Annotated in this window: 19 protein-coding genes and 1 tRNA gene; 18 read left to right on the forward strand and 2 right to left on the reverse strand. The window is 40.0% G+C overall.

Annotation, left to right across the window (positions count from 1 at the left end):
- From D8855_RS05370 to D8855_RS05450, 16 genes are all read left to right on the forward strand, one after another.
- Positions 1-264, forward strand: a complete 264-nt coding sequence (locus D8855_RS05370; RefSeq protein WP_125416413.1) for a hypothetical protein — start codon at positions 1-3, stop codon at positions 262-264.
- A complete protein-coding gene (locus tag D8855_RS05375) occupies positions 255-4592 on the forward strand; it encodes a PBECR4 domain-containing protein (RefSeq protein WP_125416415.1) in 4338 nt (1445 codons plus the stop codon). The genes D8855_RS05370 and D8855_RS05375 overlap by 10 nt, the downstream gene beginning before the upstream one ends.
- Positions 4593-4662: 70 nt before the next feature.
- A complete protein-coding gene (locus D8855_RS05380) occupies positions 4663-5079 on the forward strand; it encodes a hypothetical protein (protein WP_125416417.1) in 417 nt (138 codons plus the stop codon).
- Positions 5080-5295: 216 nt separating this feature from the next.
- The gene (locus tag D8855_RS05385) at positions 5296-5688 is read left to right on the forward strand and encodes a plasmid mobilization protein (protein ID WP_001171917.1); all 393 of its coding nucleotides are present in this window, start codon (positions 5296-5298) and stop codon (positions 5686-5688) included.
- Positions 5682-7316: a relaxase/mobilization nuclease domain-containing protein gene (locus D8855_RS05390; RefSeq protein ID WP_125416419.1), complete on the forward strand. Its 1635-nt coding sequence runs from the start codon at positions 5682-5684 to the stop codon at positions 7314-7316. Before D8855_RS05385 ends, D8855_RS05390 begins: the two co-directional genes overlap by 7 nt.
- Positions 7317-7428: 112 nt before the next feature.
- Complete coding sequence (locus D8855_RS05395) at positions 7429-8658, forward strand: ISLre2 family transposase (protein ID WP_260467324.1); 1230 nt, start codon at positions 7429-7431, stop codon at positions 8656-8658.
- Positions 8659-9342: 684 nt separating this feature from the next.
- On the forward strand, positions 9343-10950 hold the full coding sequence (locus D8855_RS05405) for a CTP synthase (protein WP_000105246.1): 1608 nt from the start codon (positions 9343-9345) through the stop codon (positions 10948-10950).
- Between the two features lie 119 nt (positions 10951-11069).
- Positions 11070-12143 carry an N-acetylmuramoyl-L-alanine amidase family protein gene (locus D8855_RS05410; RefSeq protein WP_185757566.1) on the forward strand — a complete coding sequence of 358 codons (1074 nt, stop codon included), beginning with the start codon at positions 11070-11072 and terminating at the stop codon, positions 12141-12143.
- A gap of 249 nt (positions 12144-12392) precedes the next feature.
- Positions 12393-12692, forward strand: a complete 300-nt coding sequence (locus D8855_RS05415; protein ID WP_125416421.1) for a DUF4651 domain-containing protein — start codon at positions 12393-12395, stop codon at positions 12690-12692.
- Positions 12689-13006, forward strand: a complete 318-nt coding sequence (locus D8855_RS05420) for a thioredoxin family protein (protein WP_000615777.1) — start codon at positions 12689-12691, stop codon at positions 13004-13006. The genes D8855_RS05415 and D8855_RS05420 overlap by 4 nt, the downstream gene beginning before the upstream one ends.
- 15 nt (positions 13007-13021) lie before the next feature.
- Entirely contained in the window at positions 13022-13648 is a 627-nt protein-coding gene (gene ytpR, locus D8855_RS05425) for a YtpR family tRNA-binding protein (protein WP_125416423.1), read from the forward strand.
- 41 nt (positions 13649-13689) lie between these two features.
- Positions 13690-14451 (forward strand): SDR family NAD(P)-dependent oxidoreductase, encoded by a 762-nt coding sequence (locus D8855_RS05430; RefSeq protein WP_125416425.1) that lies wholly within the window; start codon positions 13690-13692, stop codon positions 14449-14451.
- A 77-nt stretch (positions 14452-14528) separates the two neighbouring features.
- Positions 14529-14924: a single-stranded DNA-binding protein gene (locus D8855_RS05435; protein ID WP_000282442.1), complete on the forward strand. Its 396-nt coding sequence runs from the start codon at positions 14529-14531 to the stop codon at positions 14922-14924.
- 155 nt (positions 14925-15079) lie between these two features.
- Positions 15080-15364, forward strand: coding sequence for a co-chaperone GroES (gene groES / locus D8855_RS05440; protein ID WP_000917323.1), 285 nt, complete (start codon positions 15080-15082; stop codon positions 15362-15364).
- A gap of 15 nt (positions 15365-15379) precedes the next feature.
- On the forward strand, positions 15380-17002 hold the full coding sequence (gene groL, locus D8855_RS05445; RefSeq protein ID WP_070526425.1) for a chaperonin GroEL: 1623 nt from the start codon (positions 15380-15382) through the stop codon (positions 17000-17002).
- Between the two features lie 137 nt (positions 17003-17139).
- A complete protein-coding gene (locus tag D8855_RS05450) occupies positions 17140-17907 on the forward strand; it encodes an epoxyqueuosine reductase QueH (RefSeq protein ID WP_125416427.1) in 768 nt (255 codons plus the stop codon).
- Positions 17908-17977: 70 nt separating this feature from the next.
- Here D8855_RS05450 and ntdP read toward each other — a convergent pair whose 3' ends face one another.
- Together ntdP and recX are read right to left on the reverse strand one after the other, a co-directional pair.
- On the reverse strand, positions 17978-18511 hold the full coding sequence (gene ntdP, locus D8855_RS05455) for a nucleoside tri-diphosphate phosphatase (RefSeq protein WP_000775316.1): 534 nt from the start codon (positions 18509-18511) through the stop codon (positions 17978-17980).
- A gap of 88 nt (positions 18512-18599) precedes the next feature.
- Positions 18600-19376: a recombination regulator RecX gene (gene recX, locus D8855_RS05460; protein WP_049493593.1), complete on the reverse strand. Its 777-nt coding sequence runs from the start codon at positions 19374-19376 to the stop codon at positions 18600-18602.
- A gap of 37 nt (positions 19377-19413) precedes the next feature.
- On the opposite strand from recX, the gene rlmD reads away from it, so the two are divergent.
- Both rlmD and D8855_RS05470 read left to right on the forward strand, forming a co-directional pair.
- The gene (gene rlmD, locus D8855_RS05465; RefSeq protein WP_125416429.1) at positions 19414-20769 is read left to right on the forward strand and encodes a 23S rRNA (uracil(1939)-C(5))-methyltransferase RlmD; all 1356 of its coding nucleotides are present in this window, start codon (positions 19414-19416) and stop codon (positions 20767-20769) included.
- Between the two features lie 58 nt (positions 20770-20827).
- Positions 20828-20899: transfer RNA gene (locus tag D8855_RS05470), tRNA-Glu, on the forward strand.
- Positions 20900-21070: the final 171 nt, after the last annotated feature.

Here is a 21070-nt window from a genome sequence, read left to right on the forward strand (position 1 = left end):
ATGGAAACACCTAAAACACAATTAGGATACCTGGAGAGTATCTCGCAGGTTCTAGCATTAAAGCTAGAAAATTTAGCCACAGAACGTTATGCTATTTGGCAGCTATTCAAACAGGCAGATGAGGAGACTTTCTATCAATTAGCTCCTCATCTTTTTGTGACAACGAGTAAGGAAGATCCAATAGTTGTTAGTGAACTAGATGCAACTCCTGAAGGATATCTTTTATTTAAGGAATTAGTAGAGGAGGAAAAAGTATGCCTTTAACAAAAGCACAGGCCAAATCGCTGGATATTTTAGAAGTAGCTCGTAGCCTTGGAATGGAGATGAAGCGAAAGTCACATCGAGAGTATTATTGGGCTGAGCATGACTCATTTAAGATTGATACTGTCAAGAATACCTGGCATTGGTATTCTCAAAACCTCTTTGGTGATACTATCAATCTCGTGCAACAAATGCAAAATGTCAGCTATAAGGAAGCCATGGTATTCTTAGAGACAGGTTCCTTTCCTGAAGCAAAACCAGTAGAGGAAGAACGTAAACCTTTCAACTATACACTAGCACCTTACGAACAACCATTTGTGGAGGCGAGAACCTATCTCAAGGAGATTAGAGGTCTCTCTGATGATACAATCGACTTCTTCCTTGAGAAGGGAGTATTAGCCCAAGCTAAACGTAAGGACAAAGAGGGCGTTATAGAAGATGTATTAGTTTTTAAATACTTGGATAGAAATCAGCAACTGGTAGGTGCGAGCCTTCAGGGACTTGTCCCTGATCAAGAACGTCATCCAGGTAAGGGCTACTTGAAACAAATCATGTATCAATCAGAGGCTATCAGTGGCTTAAACGTTTCTATAGGCTCTCCTGAGCGTTTAATTGTGACAGAGGCACCAATTGACCTTATGAGCTATTATGAGCTTCATAAGGGCGAATTAAACGATGTTCGACTGGTTGCGATGGAAGGATTAAAAGAGGGAGTTTTGTCTCACTATGTTCTTGAAATTTTGCAGGAGCGAGGGGAGATTGCGATGGATGAAAGGGATTATACCAAGTCTAGCGAACTAACACGTACCTCGAGATTCCTATCTGTTGCAGCGGAAACCTCTACGCTTTTCCAAGATCACAAATATGATAATCTTATCACACTGGCAGTTGATCGTGATAAAGCAGGTACAGACTTTATGACGAAACTACGGGAGAAAAAAATCCCAGTTGTCGATGCAAGACCACCAAAACGTGAGGGCCAGGAGAAGATAGACTGGAATGAAATCCTGAAGCAGGAAAAACAGCTGGAGCAAACGGAGGAAATTCAAGCATCAAGTCACTTTCCTGATACCAGTCACCTCTCTCCTGAAGATGCAACATGGTTGAAGGAGAACTGGAATAATATAGGGTTTTCAGTAGAGCCTAGAAAACAAATGGTTATTGATTCGGACAAAACAGTGACCTATGAAAAACCTTCCAATCCTCTTGGAGATGGTGGGGAGCCTAAAAAACAAATTCAGAGCACAGAAAAAGCTCCTGAGAACTCTCAGGAGCAAATGAATGATAGGGCCAGTGGTGGAGAGGGCTATTCACAGCATGATGCTGTAGGCAGTGCCGAACCTGAAGCTGAATTATCAGCAACCTTTGAGCAAACTGTTGCCAGTCACCCGACATCACCCTATCGTTACTTACATTTTAGCACAACTTTTGAGGAAGTGCAACGAAGACAATCGAAATACCATCCAATTACATCTGATGATTTGAAAAGAATGAATCAGTACGCTGGTTCTATTCAGAAATCATCTCAATGGTATCTAGAGGAGTTAGCGAATAGTAAAATCTATTATTTCTATTCCAATAATGGAGAGGTGAGTTTGTTAGATGTTAATTTTAAACGAGAAAACTTTTTACACTTAACAGGAATCAGGCCAGTTGTTCCAGGTAGGAATGCTGGAGATTTTGTAGTCGATTTTGCTGAGGGAAGGGGAGACTATAATCAAATACTGGTTAGTAATAGTCTAAAAGAAAAATTACAAGTTATTCCTATGTTAGAGGATATTCTTGATCCTAAATCGTTTGTTTTGGATAACTTAGACGAAGTGAGAATTGCGCAACGACTTAACTTTTCAGAAGCTATCAAGAGTAAAGACGAGGATTTCTTGCTTCTTTTCAAAGATATAGGAGAAGAACGTGTCCCTGCATCTCTCATGAAAATCAATAGAGATCTAAAAGTTGATGTAGAGAAAACTAAGGAAAAAGTTATACTTGCTGTCTTTCGTGAACGTGATGGTAATATTGAACAGTTGTCTATCAATGAGGATTATGTCAAGGATAGAGGAAATGAGTTGCAAACCATTTTGAAAGATGGCTTGTTTGAAGAAATCAAGCCTGATACAACTAAGGGAATTGAACAAATAACTCCTGAGAACACACTGAATAGCCCACTACTTGATTCGGCTATGTTTACTCAAGTCTTAGATACTGTCTATAATTTAGGTGTGCCAGGTGACATCTCAAAAACTCCAGAAGAATTTCATCAAGCCTGGAATCAGTATCTTGACTATGCGAAACGGTACAATGATAAATTTGACCAGATTGTTGCTGCAGCTGGAGAAGATCATCTCCTAGATACAAACTCAGACTTTTATAAAGAGTGGAGACAAGATCATATCTATAAGGAGAACTACCATGTACGCCTTCAATGGACTGAGGAGCTACCAGATGGGCCTAAATTGCCCTTTAAAGAGACAGAGCTGATTTTGTATCAAGAATTTGCTAGAGAGCTATACAAGGCCAATCAGAGCTTCTATCAGTTACATCAGGAAGGGCTAAAACAAGTGACTGGTGGTCACCCAGAAGGCTACATCTCTCCAACTAAGATTCAGTTTAGTATCTACGCTCCCGATGGTGAACTGATCCAGGATAGTATTCGTTACAATATCGGTGAGGAGATTAACCCAATCGCTCATAAAGAAAGACTTGGAACACGAGAAATGAGGGAGCACCCAGAATTGATGAAGATAGATGGGACCATATTCACTCAGTATCATCTGGAGAGATTGGCGAGTGAGTTAGATATTTCTCAGTTTAGTTACGCTTTGGAAGATACTCCTTACGCAGAACAACTTTTATCTCAAGTACCTTACGGAGTGTTAGAAAATAGTCCGATTGGTTTTTCAGATAGTAGTCATGATAGTCGTCTTGGATTTATCTCCTTTGATGGAATGGATAGTGTTGAGGTCGAAAATCTATCTGCTTGGTTTGAGAAGTTGGGAGTCAAGGATTCTCCGTTGGAACAAGTAGCTCTTGTAGAAAAATGGCAAAAAGAAATCAAAAGTTTATCAGAAAAAGTTGAACAAACGATCGCCACAGTTCGAGAAGAATTTGAAAAATCACAAGAGGAAGAAATCAAACTAGAAGAACAAGGCTACAACAAGCAGGAGTTGGAACGTGATGCGGATGCTGACGGAGTTTCTGATGATGAGGAGTTGTTGCAGGGAACAAATACGTATGATTTTAGATCGAAACCAGGTTCTAAACCAGAGGGCGAGGAGAGTCTACAAGCGGACGAAGTTGTGTTAGCAGCTGGCAGTCTTGCAGTCGCAGATTTTATTCAAAATAAAGATATGGCAGGATTAAGTCGTCATCTTAAAGAAGGGATTAAGGAGTTTCTGGATTCAGATAAGTACAAAGACTATCTAACGAAAATGAGCCAACTAAATAATTATTCTAATCGCAACTTACGCTTAATTCTTGCACAAAATCCTGAAGCAAGGCAAGTAGCTTCTTTCAAGCAGTGGAAAGAAAACTTTGGTCGCTATGTGAAAAAAGGTGAGAAGGCTTTACGTATTTTTAAACCTATGACGAAAATCAAAAAGGATGAGAATAACCAACCAATATTGGATAAAAATGGGAAACCAGAAACAGTTATATTCTTTGGTTTAGTGCCAGTTTTTGATGTTAGTCAGACAGAAGGAAAGGAGATGCCAAAAGCTGCAGAAGTGAAAGAACAGCTGACTGATTTGGAATATGCAAATCTTTACCGTGCCCTAATGGCTATTGCAAAAGAAAATGATGTATCGGTTCGATTTGAAGAGATGGAAAATAGTAAACATGGATATTATTCTGTCCCAGAAAATCAAATTGTTTTACGTAGTAATGAGATGAACAAGGCTCAAATTATTAAAACTTTCTTACATGAAATGGCTCATGCAGAGTTGCATCATGCAGATAATCCTCAAAAGGAAAATCTAACTAGAAGCACCGCTGAACTCCAGGCTGAAAGTGTCGCTTATGTCGTTTCTTCATACTATGGTATTGATACGTCAGAGTATTCCTTTAACTATCTATCTGGGTGGTCTGCTGATAAGGAGACACTTGCTGATTTAGAAGCACAGTTGGATATTGTCCAACAAGAAGCTAAAAGTTTAATGGTTCGGATGGATCAAGCATTGGAACAATTAAGATTGAGTCAGGAGAAACAAACGAAGCGTAGTTTTGAACAAAAACTAGAGAAGTTTCAAGATCAGAGCAAGCAGGCTGTCGAAGATCACAAGCAGGAGTTGAAAGCAGATGCACAATCAAAAAAAGAGAAGGGTTTCTCGAAATGACCGAACGGGACACCCCAAATAAACCCAAGGTCAAATTAAAAACAAACCATCATCAAGGAGGACAACACTCATGACCAATGAACAAGAAGAACAACTGATCATCATCCTCTCAGACTTTATTCCAATCATGGATGGAGACAGAGTTCAAGGAGTATCGCCAAACGCTAAAGACTTGACTCGCCAAAAAGTTCTGGAGCAACTAGAGGAAGAAAAGTCTCAACTACCTGAAGGAGATCCAGCTCTTTTGGAGTGGGAAGAAGAAAATATTGAGCTACTCAAGATGATTACAGATGAAGAATTTCAAGCTGTACTCACAGAAAAAATCTTACTGACAGAAATACAAATTGGGCAGTCTATTTTCCAGCCTCTAACTACTCAACAACTTTCTGTCCTAGCTGAAAAGTTGCAAGGTCAGAAAGAAAAAAGTGTAGAAAATAGTGATAAGCAATCATCTATTTTCAAAAACATCTTCAGTTGGTTGCGATAAATTGTTAGAGGTTGTACTCCAAAAGATATAGGAAAGGGGCTTGGGGATTTCCCCAAAACTGAGAAAATCAAGAAGGAAAACTACAAGGTTCTCCTTCTCTGATTTTTTTAAATTTCGCAAATGGATATCCATTTGCTACGCTTGCCACAAGGAAGTCAGGGGATGATGCCTGGTCAGAAAATGCCAGAGCCTTTGAGAGAAAGAGGATAAAAAATAATGCAGAAACGAGAAAATAGAAAACGCTATATACAAAAATTGATACGACTAACACCAGAGGAAGATCGTCAAATTAAAACGGCGATGGCCCAAATGGGAGTTCCATCTTTTCAATACTATGCGAAGAATCAACTGGTACAAGGGAAGGTGGTTCAAATTGATTTTTCTGAATTGAAAGACCTTCGAGTTGCTATCAATCGAGTGGGCACGAACATCAACCAAATTGCCAAGCTTGCTAACGAAAATCAAGGGGTTACGACAGAGGAAGTAGCACAAGTTATTGACTATTTATCTGAGTTGAAAGAGATGGTAGCTGCCAAACTTTCTAGCGCAGAGAAGAAAAGTTTACAGGAGCGAAAAGTAAAAACTATAAGGACGTATGACGAATGGTAGTAATCAAAGCACCCAAACAAATTAAAACTCCTTCCAATTTAAAAATAGCTGTACGCTATATTCTGAATGAAGCGAAAACACTTGTGTCAGAAACCGCAGAAAGTGATCTTGATTTTCCTCTTGTCTATCATAATGGTGAACTTCAAATGAAGCTAGTATCTGGCAATGGGATCTCTGATTTTAGCGTAGCAGATGAGGAAATGGTTATGACAAAATTGGCTGCAGCCTTTAAAAAAGGAGATGATGACTTGAAAGAATTATCTTCAGGAAAACAAGTATTGGCCCATCACATTATCCAGTCTTTTTCTCCAGATGATAACTTGACTCCTGAGCAGGTTCATGAAATTGGCCGTCAAACGATGTTAGAATTGACAGGTGGAAATTATGAGTTTGTGATCGCAACCCACACGGATAAAGATCATCTTCATAACCATATCATACTTAATACCACCAATACCTCAACGCTCAAGAAATTTCGTTGGGAAAAGAAAACCTTGAAAAATTTGAGAGCCATTTCGGACAAACATGCGGCACGATACGGCGCTAAAATTATTGAGCCTACTATGAAAAATTCTTATACAAAGTATTCTGCTTGGCGGAGACAAAATAATTATCGGTTTGAAATTAAGGAGCGTCTGGATTTTCTTCTGAAGCACTCTTTGTCGTTAGAAGATTTCAAACAAAAGTCAGCTGCGCTTAATCTTCAGATTGATTTCTCTGGAAAATTTGTGAAGTATAAATTGCTCGATCAGCCCCAACAAAGAAATGTCCGAGATGATACATTATCGAAGAAAGGACTCTATTCTCTTGAAAAAATAAAAGAGAGAATTTCTAAGAATCAGTTAGTTTTTGATGTGGAGGAATTGAAAGAACAATACCAAGAATCAAAAGAAAAAACGGCAAATGATTTTGAATTGAAATTGGAAGTGGAATCCTGGCAGGTCGAGCAAGAAAGCAAGCAAGGCATTTACGTGCAGATGGATATGGGAGCTTTAAATAGTGGTACAATTTTAATACCTTCTCATAAAGTTGATAAAAATGAGGATGGAAATTATACCATCTATATCAAAGAGAAAGACTATTTTTATTTTCTCAATCCTGATCAATCACAAAAAAATCGGTACATGATGGGTTTGACTGTCGCAAGACAATTGGCCAAACAAAATGGTGAGACAGTCGTAACTAAAAATGCTCAAATTTCCTCTATACGTGAGCTGATTAAGGAATATAATTTCTTAGTCGAGCACGGCGTGACAGATGGAGCACAATTTCAACATTTGGAAGATCGTTTTAATGAAAAGATTGAGATTACCCTGGAGGAATTAAGACAACTAGATGAGCGACTTGGACGTTATCATAAAATTGAAGGAGCACTTTTAGCCATCCAGAAATCTCCAGAAAATAGTCTTGTAGCGGTACAACTATTGGATGATTTAGGAGTTCCAAAAGATATGGGACTGGAAGATGTCAGTCAACTGATCAAACAATTCCAAATTGAAAAAGGAGCCTTACAAGAGTTCTTTGATGATACATTAAAACATTACACAGATTATAGAGATGTTAAGGAGCACGTGCGTAGTCGTGAAGAGAAAGTTGACCGACGTTTTGAAGATGAAAAAACCTTGTAAAAGTTTCTGATATTTTCAATCTAGTCATGATTTCAGTACAATAGAGAGTATGTTTAGATTTGATGAAAAAGAATTTGTCGCAGAACTAGATCGCAAACGTGAGTAGCAATTCCTGAAGCGAGTAAGAGATTATGACGAGCAGATTGCTCCCTCCATGAGACTGAGGGGATATAAGCGGATAGATAGTACAGAGAGGACAGTTGTTTTTACATTTGGAGAGGTGACTTTCTCTAGGAATCGCTGGCGAAAGGGAAAGAAAAGTTGTTATCCCGTAGATGAGTGGCTAGGTCTAGAAAAGTATATGCGTTATTCTCCTGAGTTGATTTTTCACATGGCAAAACACGCTTCTGTTTTATCCTACCGTGAAGTTTGTCGAACAGTTAAGATGGCTTATCGCCTGGAGATAACAAAGGACGCTGTTTTGAAGTCTGTAAAAATGGCAGGCAGACTCTTTTCAGATAGGGAACGCTATCGGCTTTTTAGAGGTGATGAGCAACCGAAAAAAATCCAGGCAGATAAAATCTACCTGGAGGGAGATGGTGTGCTCGTCAAGACAACATCAAGCAATGATGAACGACACAATACAGACTTAGCCCATTTCCTGATTCATACTGGAGTGAAGAAGGTTGGTAATAATCGGTATGTACTAGAGAATAAGCATGAGATTATCCATACAAGCCATGAACAAGCAAAGGAAGAATTGATAGACTATCTCTGCAATCATTTTGAAATCACTGATCGAACTCTTCTTATCACTAACTCGGACAATGGTAAAGGATATTCTCGCAGAATATTTCAAGAAATTAAGAAGGTCCTACGGATTAAACGTCATGAGCATTTCTGGGATGCCTATCATGTTAATGAAGAACTTAAAAGATTTCTGAAGCCGTACCCGTCTACACTACTTGATCTTGCTTTTAAGGCCATCAAAAATCATCAGAAGAGCCTGCTTCAGACCGTACTAGATACAGTTGAATCTCTCATAGAAAGCCAGGAAGCTCTTGATAATTTTTACAATTTTCGTAAGAAATTATTAAGAAATTTCTGTGATACTAGGCCACCTAAACTTAGAGGATTGTCCTCACGGGGTATCGGGGTAATGGAGAGTCAGCACCGAAAGGTCACTTACCGCATGAAACATCGAGGGATGTATTGGTCTATCGAAGGGGCTTGTACCATGGCCAGGATGATTCTTGTTGAGCGAATTGATCAGCTACACGAGCTGTTTTTTGGATCCTGGAGACAAGAGTATGAGGAATTTAGGGTAACGGGACTAGGCGCAGGGTTTCGTATTAACCATAAGCCACACGGTGCGGTCATCAGAAAAAGAGGACATAAATAGAATTGGAGGGCAGATAAAAGCCTCTAAAAAAAGAATTTTTAGAGGTCTTTTTATCATGTTTTTATACAAAACAGTTGCTTTTTTGCCTAATGTGTGTTACAATAACAGAGTAAATATAAAAAAGAAAAAGGTGTAGAAGTTGCTGCTTCTACACCACCGATTAAGACAAACACACACTTTGCTTAATCAGTCGAACAATATTGTAGCATAAATAGTGCAATATAGTCAAGGGCTGGGGTAAAGTGAGGAACTTTTTCCAGTTTTTTTGTCTGAAAAATCTCGCTTTCTTATTGAGTTATAAGGATATTTGATTATTCCCAAAAATTTAGACACAAACGAATAAAAGTTAGCTATTGACAATTTTCCTATTTTTAGGTATCATATTGTTCGGGCACCTCTTTTAGAGGTCGGGGCTCCCTAGTTATTAGGGAGCTATTTTTGTTTTTTCAAGAAGTTATCTTCTTGTATTTTATACTCAATGAAAATCAAAGAGCAAACTAGGAAACTAGCCGCAGGCTGTACTTGCGTACGGCAAGGCGACGTTGACGCGGTTTGAAGAGATTTTCGAAGAGTATTTGTTGTGAATCTGGTGCAGTAGTCCCAGATTATTCTTATTAGTAGGGTCTTGTTTTCTATGTCCCCTTGTAGTTGACAAGACCTTGAGCATTTTAGAAAGAGGAATCTATGTCTACGAAATATATTTTTGTAACTGGTGGTGTGGTATCGTCTATTGGGAAAGGGATTGTGGCAGCGAGTCTGGGCCGTCTCTTGAAAAATCGTGGTCTCAAAGTAACCATTCAAAAGTTTGACCCTTATATCAATATTGATCCGGGAACTATGAGTCCTTACCAGCACGGGGAAGTTTTTGTGACAGATGACGGAGCTGAGACAGATTTGGACTTGGGTCACTATGAACGTTTCATCGATATCAATCTTAACAAATATTCCAACGTGACAACTGGTAAAATTTACAGTGAAGTTCTTCGTAAGGAACGCCGTGGAGAATACCTTGGGGCAACTGTTCAGGTTATTCCTCATATCACAGATGCTTTGAAAGAAAAAATCAAGCGTGCCGCTCTAACGACCGACTCTGATGTCATTATCACAGAGGTCGGCGGAACTGTTGGGGATATCGAGTCCTTGCCATTCCTAGAGGCCCTTCGTCAGATGAAGGCAGATGTGGGTGCGGATAATGTCATGTATATCCATACAACCTTGCTGCCATACCTCAAGGCTGCTGGTGAAATGAAGACCAAACCAACTCAACACTCTGTAAAAGAATTGCGTGGACTGGGAATTCAACCAAATATGTTGGTTATTCGTACAGAAGAGCCAGCTGGTCAAGGAATTAAAAACAAACTGGCCCAGTTCTGTGATGTGGCACCAGAAGCCGTTATCGAGTCTTTAGACGTTGAACATCTTTACCAAATTCCATTGAACTTGCAGGCGCAAGGTATGGACCAAATTGTTTGTGACCATTTGAAATTAGACGCTCCAGTAGCGGATATGACAGAGTGGTCAGCTATGGTGGACAAGGTCATGAACCTCAAGAAACAAGTAAAAATTTCCCTTGTCGGTAAGTATGTAGAGTTGCAAGATGCCTACATCTCAGTGGTCGAAGCCTTGAAACACTCTGGTTATGCCAATGATGCAGAAGTTAAAATCAATTGGATCAATGCCAATGATGTGACAGCAGAGAATGTGGCAGAGCTCTTGTCTGATGCGGACGGAATCATCGTGCCAGGTGGTTTCGGTCAACGTGGTACTGAAGGGAAAATCCAAGCTATCCGCTATGCGCGTGAGAATGATGTTCCAATGTTGGGAGTCTGCTTGGGAATGCAGTTGACTTGTATCGAGTTTGCTCGTCACGTTTTGGGTCTTGAAGGTGCCAATTCTGCAGAGCTTGCACCAGAAACAAAATACCCTATCATTGATATCATGCGTGATCAGATTGATGTTGAGGATATGGGAGGAACCCTTCGTTTGGGACTTTATCCGTCTAAGTTGAAACGTGGCTCTAAGGCAGCAGCTGCTTATCACAATCAAGAAGTGGTGCAACGCCGTCACCGTCATCGTTATGAGTTTAACAACGCCTTCCGTGAGCAGTTTGAGGCAGCAGGTTTTGTCTTCTCAGGAGTTTCTCCGGACAATCGTTTGGTCGAAATCGTGGAAATTCCTGAAAATAAATTCTTTGTAGCGTGTCAGTATCACCCTGAACTTTCAAGTCGTCCAAACCGCCCAGAAGAACTCTACACTGCCTTTGTTACTGCAGCAGTTGAGAATAGTAATTAGCCAAATTAGAACCTTTGAGAAGAATCTCAGAGGTTTTTTGCTTGCATATTTAGGATATAATTTGCAAAATAAAAACATAGTGATATAATTAACATAAAAAATCCTAAGGAGGATCTACGATGAAAAAAATCACACTATTTAGTTTAGCTTTAATAGGCCTAGCTTTGCTAGTTTCACCTCATTCAGGGCAGGCATTTGAGCTTAAAGAAGAATGGGTTGTTAAGTGTGGAGTGCAGTATCAAGATGGCAAGATTCTTCGGTTTAATAATGGTCATGAAGTGGATATCAAAGTCTTGGATTTGCCAAAAACCGAGAAAATCGAGTGGACGGTTAGTCTCGATGGTCAAGATCAAACTGTCAATTTCCTAGGTCAAGAAAAGGACAAGTCTATGATGGGTGTAGAGGGGCGTTACCTGAATTTTTACGTACCTTATGGCTATAGAGGAGATATCAAGGTCGAGGCTAAGAGCGGAAACGAAGTGAAGACCTGGTCAACGAAAGTTGTGGATGATATTCATAATGATAGTGGAAAGAGAGGTTACTATCGTATTGAAGAATCAAATGATCAATACACTTACCTCGATGCTAAATGGGATTATCACACCAAGACTTACACTGCTACCTTACCAGAGACTGTCAATGATCAAAAAGTCTTTGCTTGGGCAGACTATGACAATGGCGAGATGAAACTTGAAAAACTAAAATCTATCAGTCATAAATATGATGGAGGGTCTTTCAAAGAACTTTATCCGATTGTAAAAGCAGAAAGTTGGCTAAAATCAAACCAAAACTGGTACTATCAACAACAAGGTCACTTAGTGCAGAATGATTGGGTTAAGGACAAGGGAACTTGGTACTTTATGAATGATCAAGGGGTCATGTTCAATAAAACTTGGCTCTATCAAGGTAGCAACTGGTATGCCTTTAAATCATCAGGAGCCATGATTGCGAGTGACTGGCTTTACGATCAAGGCAAGTGGTACTATTTATCAACTTCAGGAGCCATGAAAGCCAGCACTTGGGTTTATGACAAGGGAGAATGGTATTATGTAAGTTCTTCTGGTGCCATGATTGCGAATGATTGGGTCAAAGACAATGGTAAGTGGTATTATCTAGCTTCATCAGGTAAGATGCTTCGCAATACCTACACGCCTGATGGTTATTACGTTGGTAACTCAGGCGCCTGGCAATAAGAATAATACTCTTCGAAAATCTTTTCAAAACACGTCAGCTTCATCCACAACCTCAAGACAGTGTTTTGAGCTGACTACGTCAGTTCTATCTACAACCTCAAAGCAGTGCTTTGAGCAGCCTGCGGCTAGCTTCCTAGTTTGCTCTTTGATTTTCGTTGAGTATAAGAAGTCCTTTTCCTTAAAGGAAGGGGCTTTTTACTTGCGTTTCTGCTACTTCCTCATTTGTCCTAAAGCCTTTTTTGTGTTAAAATGAATGGTATGAAAGCTAAAAAAATGTGGATGGCAGGTCTGGCTCTGCTTGGTATTGGGAGCCTTGCCCTTGCTACGAAAAAAGTTGCAGATGACCGTAAGCTCATGAAGACTCAGGAAGAGTTGACAGTGATTGTGCGAGACCATTTTTCAGACATGGGGGAAATTGCGACCCTCTATGTTCAAGTCTATGAAAGCAGTCTAGAGAGCTTGGTTGGTGGCATCATTTTTGAGGATGGCCGTCATTATACCTTTGTCTATGAAAATGAAGACTTAGTCTATGAGGAGGAAGTCTTATGATACAACCAGCAAGTTTAGAAGAATTGGCATCTTTAGTAGAAAAAGATGGCAAGAAGGTCTTCCTTTTTGTGGCAGACTGGTGTGGCGATTGTCGTTATATCTATCCTGCCTTGCCAGAGATTGAGGAGACCAATCCAGAGTTCACCTTTATTCGAGTGGACCGAGACCAGTATATGGATTTGGCCAAACTCTGGGATGTATATGGAATCCCTAGCCTTGTTGTTCTAGAAAAAGACAAGGAAATTGGTCGTTTTGTTAATCGCGACCGTAAAAGCAAGCAACAAATTAACGACTTTTTAGCAGGACTGAAATAGGAGAAAAAGGAAACAATGATTTTTACATATAATAAAGAACATGTCGGTGATGTCCTTATGGTCATCGCGAAAAATAGCGGAGATGCCAAACTAGATGTGGATCGCAAAGGCAAGGTAGCTCGTGTTTTCCTCAAAGATAATGGGAAAACAGTGGCTTGGAATATTTTTGAAGTTTCAAGTTTGTTTGAAATTGCAGAGCGCGGTCAAGTCTTTTTATCAGATGAGCAAGTCGCTCGTTTGAACCAAGAGTTGCAGGCAGAAGGATTTGCAGAACAAATTGTCAATGACAAGGAACCTAAGTTTGTTGTTGGTGAAATTGTCGAGATGGTAGCCCATCCAGATAGTGACCACCTCAACATCTGCCAAGTTGCAGTCGCTAGTGATAAGACTGTACAAATCGTTGCAGGAGCTCCCAATGCGCGTGTCGGGTTGAAAACCATTGTGGCTCTTCCTGGAGCAATGATGCCAAAAGGCAACCTCATTTTCCCAGGTGAACTTCGTGGTGAAAAGAGTTTTGGCATGATGTGTAGTCCTCGTGAATTGCATTTGCCAAATGCTCCGCAAAAACGTGGTATTATTGAATTATCAGAAGACCAAGTTGTCGGAACACCATTTGACCCAGCTAAACACTGGACTGCCTAAGAAGTTGTTAATATCTGATAGACTAGATAGAAGGAAATAAGATGGCAAAAAATGTTGTGATTACAGGGGCGACATCAGGAATCGGTGAAGCGATTGCGCGTGCTTATCTGGAGCAGGGTGAGAATGTTGTTTTAACAGGACGACGGATAGACAGACTAGAAACCCTCAAGTCGGAGTTTGCAGAAACTTTTCCAAATCAAACAGTTTGGACTTTTCCACTAGATGTCACGGATATGATCATGGTCAAGACTGTCTGCTCCGATATTCTAGAAACGATAGCTCAAATTGATATCTTGGTCAATAATGCTGGACTAGCTCTTGGCTTGGCTCCCTATCAAGACTATGAGGAGCTGGATATGTTGACAATGTTGGATACCAATGTCAAGGGTTTGATGGCAGTCACTCGCTGTTTCTTGCCAGCAATGGCAAAAGCCAATCAAGGGCATATCATCAATATGGGCTCAACCGCAGGAATTTATGCTTATGCAGGTGCAGCAGTTTATTCAGCTACCAAGGCAGCAGTTAAGACTTTTTCAGATGGACTGCGAATTGATACCATCGCAACGGATATCAAGGTGACAACTATTCAGCCTGGAATTGTCGAAACAGATTTTTCGACGGTACGTTTTCACGGTGATAAAGAACGAGCTGCGTCCGTTTACCAAGGAATCGAAGCCTTGCAGGCACAAGATATCGCTGATACAGTTATCTATGTGACCAGTCAACCTCGTCGTGTGCAGATTACAGATATGACCATTATGGCCAATCAACAGGCGACAGGTTTCATGATTCATAAAAAATAAGAAATTTCCTCGAAAAGTTACAAATTTCTGTAACTTTTTTTGATTTCTTACGAATAGATAAGTAGGAGGAAGAAAATATGTATAATAAAGTTATCTTGATTGGGCGTTTGACGTCCACACCAGAATTGCACAAAACCAACAATGACAAGTCAGTAGCGCGCGCAACTATCGCTGTGAACCGTCGTTACAAAGACCAAAACGGTGAACGTGAAGCTGACTTTGTCAATATGGTTCTATGGGGCAGACTAGCAGAAACCTTGGCAAGCTACGCAACTAAAGGAAGTCTCATTTCCGTTGATGGGGAATTACGTACTCGTCGTTTTGAGAAAAATGGCCAGATGAACTATGTGACCGAAGTACTTGTTACAGGATTCCAACTTTTGGAAAGTCGTGCCCAACGAGCCATGCGTGAAAATAATGCCGGACAGGATTTGGCAGATTTGGTCTTGGAAGAGGAAGAATTGCCATTTTAAGCATTAAAAAGTCTGAGTTACTCTCAGGCTTTTTATCTTGAGAAAGTCAGACTTTTTTCTTGACTATTTCTGACCAAGTGATACAATAGAACTATAAATTAGCACTCATATATAAAGAGTGCTAATAATATGTAGTTCATCATGGAGGAAAACAGATGTTGAAACCATTAGGAGACCGTGTGGTCTTGAAAATCGAAGAAAAAGAACAAACTGTTGGAGGTTTTGTCCTTGCAGGTTCAGCTCAAGAAAAAACAAAAACAGCCCAAGTTGTGGCTACTGGACAAGGTGTTCGTACCTTGAACGGTGACTTGGTTGCTCCAAGTGTTAAAGCTGGAGACCGTGTCTTAGTTGAAGCTCATGCAGGTCTTGATGTCAAAGATGGCGATGAAAAGTACATCATCGTAGGCGAAGCTAACATCTTGGCAATCATTGAAGAATAGAAGGAGAAAGTAAGTATGTCAAAAGAAATTAAATTTTCATCAGATGCCCGTTCAGCTATGGTTCGTGGTGTCGATATCCTTGCAGATACTGTTAAAGTAACCTTGGGACCAAAAGGTCGTAACGTTGTGTTGGAAAAATCATTTGGCTCACCCTTGATTACCAATGATGGTGTGACCATTGCCAAAGAAATTGAATTAGAAGATCATTTTGAAAATATGGGTGCCAAATTGGTATCAGAAGTAGCTTCAAAAACCAATGATATTGCAGGTGACGGAACGACAACTGCAACTGTCTTGACCCAAGCAATCGTCCGTGAAGGCATCAAAAACGTTACAGCAGGTGCCAATCCAATCGGAATTCGTCGTGGGATTGAAACAGCAGTTGCAGCAGCAGTAGAAGCCTTGAAAAACAACGCCATCCCTGTTGCCAATAAAGAAGCCATTGCTCAGGTTGCTGCCGTATCTTCTCGTTCTGAAAAAGTCGGTGAATACATCTCTGAAGCCATGGAAAAAGTTGGCAAAGACGGAGTCATCACTATCGAAGAGTCACGTGGTATGGAAACAGAGCTTGAAGTCGTAGAAGGAATGCAGTTTGACCGTGGTTATCTTTCACAGTATATGGTAACAGATAGCGAAAAAATGGTAGCTGACCTCGAAAATCCATACATTTTGATTACTGATAAGAAGATTTCAAATATCCAAGAAATCTTGCCACTCCTAGAAAGTATTCTCCAAAGCAATCGTCCACTCTTGATTATTGCGGATGATGTGGATGGTGAAGCTCTTCCAACTCTTGTATTGAACAAGATTCGTGGAACCTTCAACGTGGTAGCAGTCAAGGCACCTGGCTTTGGTGACCGTCGCAAAGCCATGCTTGAAGATATCGCCATCTTGACAGGTGGAACAGTTATCACAGAAGACCTTGGTCTTGAGTTGAAAGATGCGACAATTGAAGCACTTGGTCAAGCAGCGAGAGTAACTGTAGACAAAGATAGCACGGTTATCGTAGAAGGTGCGGGAAATCCTGAAGCTATTTCTCATCGTGTTGCGGTTATCAAGTCACAAATCGAAACTACAACTTCAGAATTCGACCGTGAAAAATTGCAAGAACGCTTGGCCAAATTGTCAGGTGGTGTAGCGGTTATTAAGGTCGGAGCCGCAACTGAAACTGAGTTGAAAGAAATGAAACTCCGCATTGAAGATGCCCTCAACGCTACTCGTGCAGCTGTTGAAGAAGGTATCGTTGCAGGTGGTGGAACAGCCCTTGTAAATGTTATCCCAGCCGTGGCTGATTTGGAATTGACAGGAGATGAAGCGACAGGACGCAATATTGTTCTCCGTGCCTTGGAAGAACCTGTTCGTCAAATCGCCCACAATGCAGGATTTGAAGGCTCTATCGTTATCGATCGTTTGAAAAATGCTGAAGTTGGTACAGGCTTCAACGCAGCAACTGGCGAGTGGGTCAACATGATTGAAGAGGGAATCATCGACCCAGTTAAAGTGAGCCGTTCAGCTTTACAAAATGCAGCATCTGTAGCCAGCTTGATTTTGACTACGGAAGCAGTCGTAGCCAATAAGCCAGAACCGGCAGCCCCAGCTCCAGCAATGGATCCAAGCATGATGGGCGGCATGATGTAAGCTTTCTATAGAAAACAACTTATAAAAAGTACAAAAGGAGGGAATGACTAACCCTCCTTTTTATGCTATTCACTTCTAAATAGATTTGAGCTCTCCTAACTTATATGATAAAATAAGACTAGAAAAAGGAGAAGAACATGATCGATGTAGAAGAAATTCTGAGCAAGATGAACCCTAATCAGAAGATTAATTATGACCGTGTCATGCAGAAGATGGTACAAGTATGGGAGAAAAATGAGCAACGTCCAACTATTCTCATGCATGTTTGCTGTGCCCCTTGTAGTACCTATACTCTAGAATATTTGACCAAGTATGCAGATGTGACTATCTATTTTGCCAATTCTAATATCCATCCCAAGGCAGAATACCATAAGCGAGCCTATGTTACCAAGAAATTTGTCAGTAATTTCAATGAGCGAACTGGAAATACGGTCCAGTATCTAGAAGCTCCCTACGAACCAAATGAATATCGTAAGTTAGTCAGAGGACTGGAAGAAGAGCCAGAAGGTGGCGACCGTTGCAAGGTTTGCTTTGACTACCGACTGGATAAGACGGCGCAAGTGGCTATGGACTTGGGATTTGACTACTTTGGCTCAGCTTTGACCATCAGTCCTCATAAGAATTCTCAAACCATCAACAGCATCGGAATCGATGTGCAAAAAATTTACACAACCCACTATCTTCCAAGTGATTTCAAGAAAAATCAAGGCTACAAACGTTCGGTAGAGATGTGTGAAGAGTATGATATCTATCGTCAATGTTATTGTGGATGCGTCTATGCAGCCCAAGCTCAGAATATTGATTTGGTTCAGGTTAAGAAGGACGCCACGGCTTTCTTACTGGATAAGGATATTGAAAAAGATTATTCTCATATCAAATTTACAGTTACAAAATTAGATATATAAGGATAAGCCCAGCTGTAAAGCTGGGTTTTTAAAATAAAAAAACAGGGGTCTTAACCCCAGTTTGACAACTTTACCGATTCTTTAGTTCTACATAGCGCTTGTACCAAATGTTTACATAGGCTTCTGAGAAAGGACCACGTCCATTATTAATCCAATCAACAAGAATTTTGACATGTTCTTTTAAAATATAGTCCAAGTCATCAGAATAATTCATTTTGCGTTTGTGACGCTCGTACTCCTCAACATCTAAGAGACGTTTTTCCCCATCTGTAAAAATTTTAACATCCAAATCGTAATCAATATACTTCAGAGCTTCTTCATCCAGATAGTAGGGGCTAGCCATATTGCAATAGTAGGAAATTCCATTATCGCGAATCATGGCAATGATATTAAACCAATATTTCTTGTGAAAGTAAACAATAGCCGGTTCTCGAGTGACCCAACGACGACCATCACTTTCGGTAACCAGTGTATGATCGTTGACACCAATAATGGCGTTTTCTGTTGTTTTTAGTACCATGGTGTCCCGCCAAGTTCGGTGGAGACTCCCATCATGCTTATAACTTTGAATTGTAATAAAGTCGCCTTCTTTTGGAAGCTTCATAACTAACCAACTTTCTACAATTTATAAGTTTATCGTTTACTATTGTACCATAAAATTACCTAAAATCTGTGAATTTTATATGAAAATATTAAAGATATTCTCTGAGAGCGCTTGCTATATCCGAAAAATCGTAGCCCTTTCGTGCTAAAACTTGGGTTAAACGCTGTTTAAGTTCGTATCCTTCATATTTGCGAGCATACTTAGCATATTGCTTGTCAAGTTCCTTGAAGATGAGTTCCTGAGTCGTTTCTCCATCAACTTGACTATCCAATTCGTCAAAGGCACTTTTAGCATCAGAATAGGAAAAACCCTTGTTGGTCATATTCTGGATAATCTTATCTTGCAAGGCGCGAGCAGGAAGCTTTCCAGAGTATTTTTTAAGCAGTTTCTCTGCAACACGTTGAGCAACTTCCGAAAAATCAAATTCTTTCAAGTTCTCTTCTATAGTAGATTTTGAAATTCCTTTTTGTGCTAATTTCTGAGTCAGTACATAAGGCCCCTTGTCTCCTGAAAGTTGATTGGCATTGATGACAGCATAAGCGTACTGGCTGTCATTAATCCACTTATCTTCTTTAAGATTAATAATGACTTGAGAAACGATGTTTTCATCAATATCGTATTTTTTCAGATATTCTCTGACTTCTTTTTCAGTGCGTGCTTTAAAGGATAGGTGGTAGAGGACCAGATTTTTACCATAAGAAAATTGGGCAAAGTCCTGAATATCCTTCAATTCCTCTTCGCTTATTACCTTATCTTTCGATAACATAAAACGAACAATAGTATCTTCAGTAATGTAGCTTTTGTCACCATTATCAAGCTCCATCAGATAGAGTCTTTTTTTCTTTTCAAGTTTTGTGATTTTCATAGTTCTATTATAACTCAAAATGTGATAAGATAGGGGTATGAATCTGAAAGTGAAACAAAAAATACCATTAAAAATCAAGCGCATGGGAATTAATGGTGAGGGAATCGGCTTTTATCAAAAAACATTAGTCTTTGTGCCTGGTGCTCTCAAAGGAGAAGATATCTATTGTCAGATTACTTCTATTAAACGTAACTTTGTTGAGGCAAAATTACTGAAGGTCAACAAGAAGTCTAAATTCCGTGTTGTGCCAGCTTGCACTATTTACAATGAATGCGGAGGCTGCCAAATCATGCACCTGCATTATGATAAGCAGCTGGAGTTCAAGACGGACTTACTTCACCAAGCGCTGAAAAAATTTGCCCCTGTAGGATATGAAAACTATGAAATCCGCCCGACGATTGGAATGCAGGAACCAAAGTACTACCGCGCTAAGTTACAATTTCAGACTCGAAAATTTAAGAATCAGGTCAAGGCGGGCTTATATGCACAAAACTCTCACTATTTAGTGGAGTTGAAAGACTGCCTGGTACAAGACAAGGAAACCCAAGTGATTGCTAATCGTCTAGCGGAATTACTTACTTTTCACCAAATTCCAATCACGGATGAGAGAAAAGTTCTAGGTGTCAGAACTATAATGGTCCGACGAGCTAGAAAGACTGGACAGGTTCAGATTATTATAATTACAAACCGCCAGCTTAATTTAACCCTGCTGGTAAAAGATTTAATTAAAGATTTTCCAGAAGTTGTGACAGTAGCTGTGAATACAAATACAGCTAAAACCAGTGAGATTTATGGTGAAAAGACAGAGATTATCTGGGGAGAAGAGAGTATTCAAGAAGGTGTACTCGATTATGAATTTTCACTATCTCCTCGAGCTTTCTATCAACTAAATCCTGAACAAACAGAAGTTCTTTATAACGAGGCGGTAAAAGCGCTGGATGTTGATAAAGAAGACCATTTGATTGACGCTTATTGTGGAGTTGGAACGATTGGATTTGCTTTCGCAAAGAAAGTTAAAACATTAAGAGGTATGGATATTATTCCAGAAGCCATTGAAGATGCCAAGCGAAATGCTAAAAGAATGGGATTTGACAACACACATTACGAAGCTGGAACAGCGGAAGAGATTATTCCTCGCTGGTATAAGGAAGGCTACCGAGCAGATGCTCTGATCGTAGATCCACCACGTACAGGTCTGGATGATAAGTTATTAGATACTATTCTTACCTATGTACCAGAAAAAATGGTCTATATTTCTTGCAATGTTTCGACCTTGGCTCGTGATTTGGTGAGGTTAGTAGAAGTCTATGATCTCCATTATATCCAGTCGGTCGATATGTTCCCGCATACAGCTCGAACGGAAGCTGTTGTAAAATTAATAAAAAAAGTTTAAAAAAGTAGTTGACAAAGGTGAAAAAGTCTGTATAATAGTAAGAGTTGAAAATAACTCAGGTCCGTTGGTCAAGGGGTTAAGACACCGCCTTTTCACGGCGGTAACACGGGTTCGAATCCCGTACGGACTATGGTGTATTGTGGTTGAGGCACTTGATGAAAAAAGTTAAAAAAGTTTCAAAAAAGTGTTGACAAGCGAAAGCGGCTGTGATATACTAATATAGTTGTCACTTGAGAGAAGTGAGTGACAAAGACCTTTGAAAACTGAACAAGACGAACCAATGTGCAGGGCACTACAACTA

Source organism: Streptococcus mitis, assembly GCF_003942685.1.
Lineage (GTDB): Bacteria > Bacillota > Bacilli > Lactobacillales > Streptococcaceae > Streptococcus > Streptococcus mitis_CD.

Coding starts and splice junctions, on each gene's coding strand:
- recX (WP_049493593.1), bottom strand. CDS start 19,376: ATGAAAATCACAAAACTTGAAAAGAAAAAAAGACTCTATCTGATGGAG.
- groES (WP_000917323.1), top strand. CDS start 15,080: ATGTTGAAACCATTAGGAGACCGTGTGGTCTTGAAAATCGAAGAAAAA.
- groL (WP_070526425.1), top strand. CDS start 15,380: ATGTCAAAAGAAATTAAATTTTCATCAGATGCCCGTTCAGCTATGGTT.
- D8855_RS05370 (WP_125416413.1), top strand. CDS start 1: ATGGAAACACCTAAAACACAATTAGGATACCTGGAGAGTATCTCGCAG.
- D8855_RS05405 (WP_000105246.1), top strand. CDS start 9,343: ATGTCTACGAAATATATTTTTGTAACTGGTGGTGTGGTATCGTCTATT.
- ntdP (WP_000775316.1), bottom strand. CDS start 18,511: ATGAAGCTTCCAAAAGAAGGCGACTTTATTACAATTCAAAGTTATAAG.
- D8855_RS05375 (WP_125416415.1), top strand. CDS start 255: ATGCCTTTAACAAAAGCACAGGCCAAATCGCTGGATATTTTAGAAGTA.
- D8855_RS05410 (WP_185757566.1), top strand. CDS start 11,070: ATGAAAAAAATCACACTATTTAGTTTAGCTTTAATAGGCCTAGCTTTG.
- D8855_RS05415 (WP_125416421.1), top strand. CDS start 12,393: ATGAATGGTATGAAAGCTAAAAAAATGTGGATGGCAGGTCTGGCTCTG.
- ytpR (WP_125416423.1), top strand. CDS start 13,022: ATGATTTTTACATATAATAAAGAACATGTCGGTGATGTCCTTATGGTC.
- rlmD (WP_125416429.1), top strand. CDS start 19,414: ATGAATCTGAAAGTGAAACAAAAAATACCATTAAAAATCAAGCGCATG.
- D8855_RS05430 (WP_125416425.1), top strand. CDS start 13,690: ATGGCAAAAAATGTTGTGATTACAGGGGCGACATCAGGAATCGGTGAA.
- D8855_RS05385 (WP_001171917.1), top strand. CDS start 5,296: ATGCAGAAACGAGAAAATAGAAAACGCTATATACAAAAATTGATACGA.
- D8855_RS05420 (WP_000615777.1), top strand. CDS start 12,689: ATGATACAACCAGCAAGTTTAGAAGAATTGGCATCTTTAGTAGAAAAA.
- D8855_RS05390 (WP_125416419.1), top strand. CDS start 5,682: ATGGTAGTAATCAAAGCACCCAAACAAATTAAAACTCCTTCCAATTTA.
- D8855_RS05380 (WP_125416417.1), top strand. CDS start 4,663: ATGACCAATGAACAAGAAGAACAACTGATCATCATCCTCTCAGACTTT.
- D8855_RS05450 (WP_125416427.1), top strand. CDS start 17,140: ATGATCGATGTAGAAGAAATTCTGAGCAAGATGAACCCTAATCAGAAG.
- D8855_RS05435 (WP_000282442.1), top strand. CDS start 14,529: ATGTATAATAAAGTTATCTTGATTGGGCGTTTGACGTCCACACCAGAA.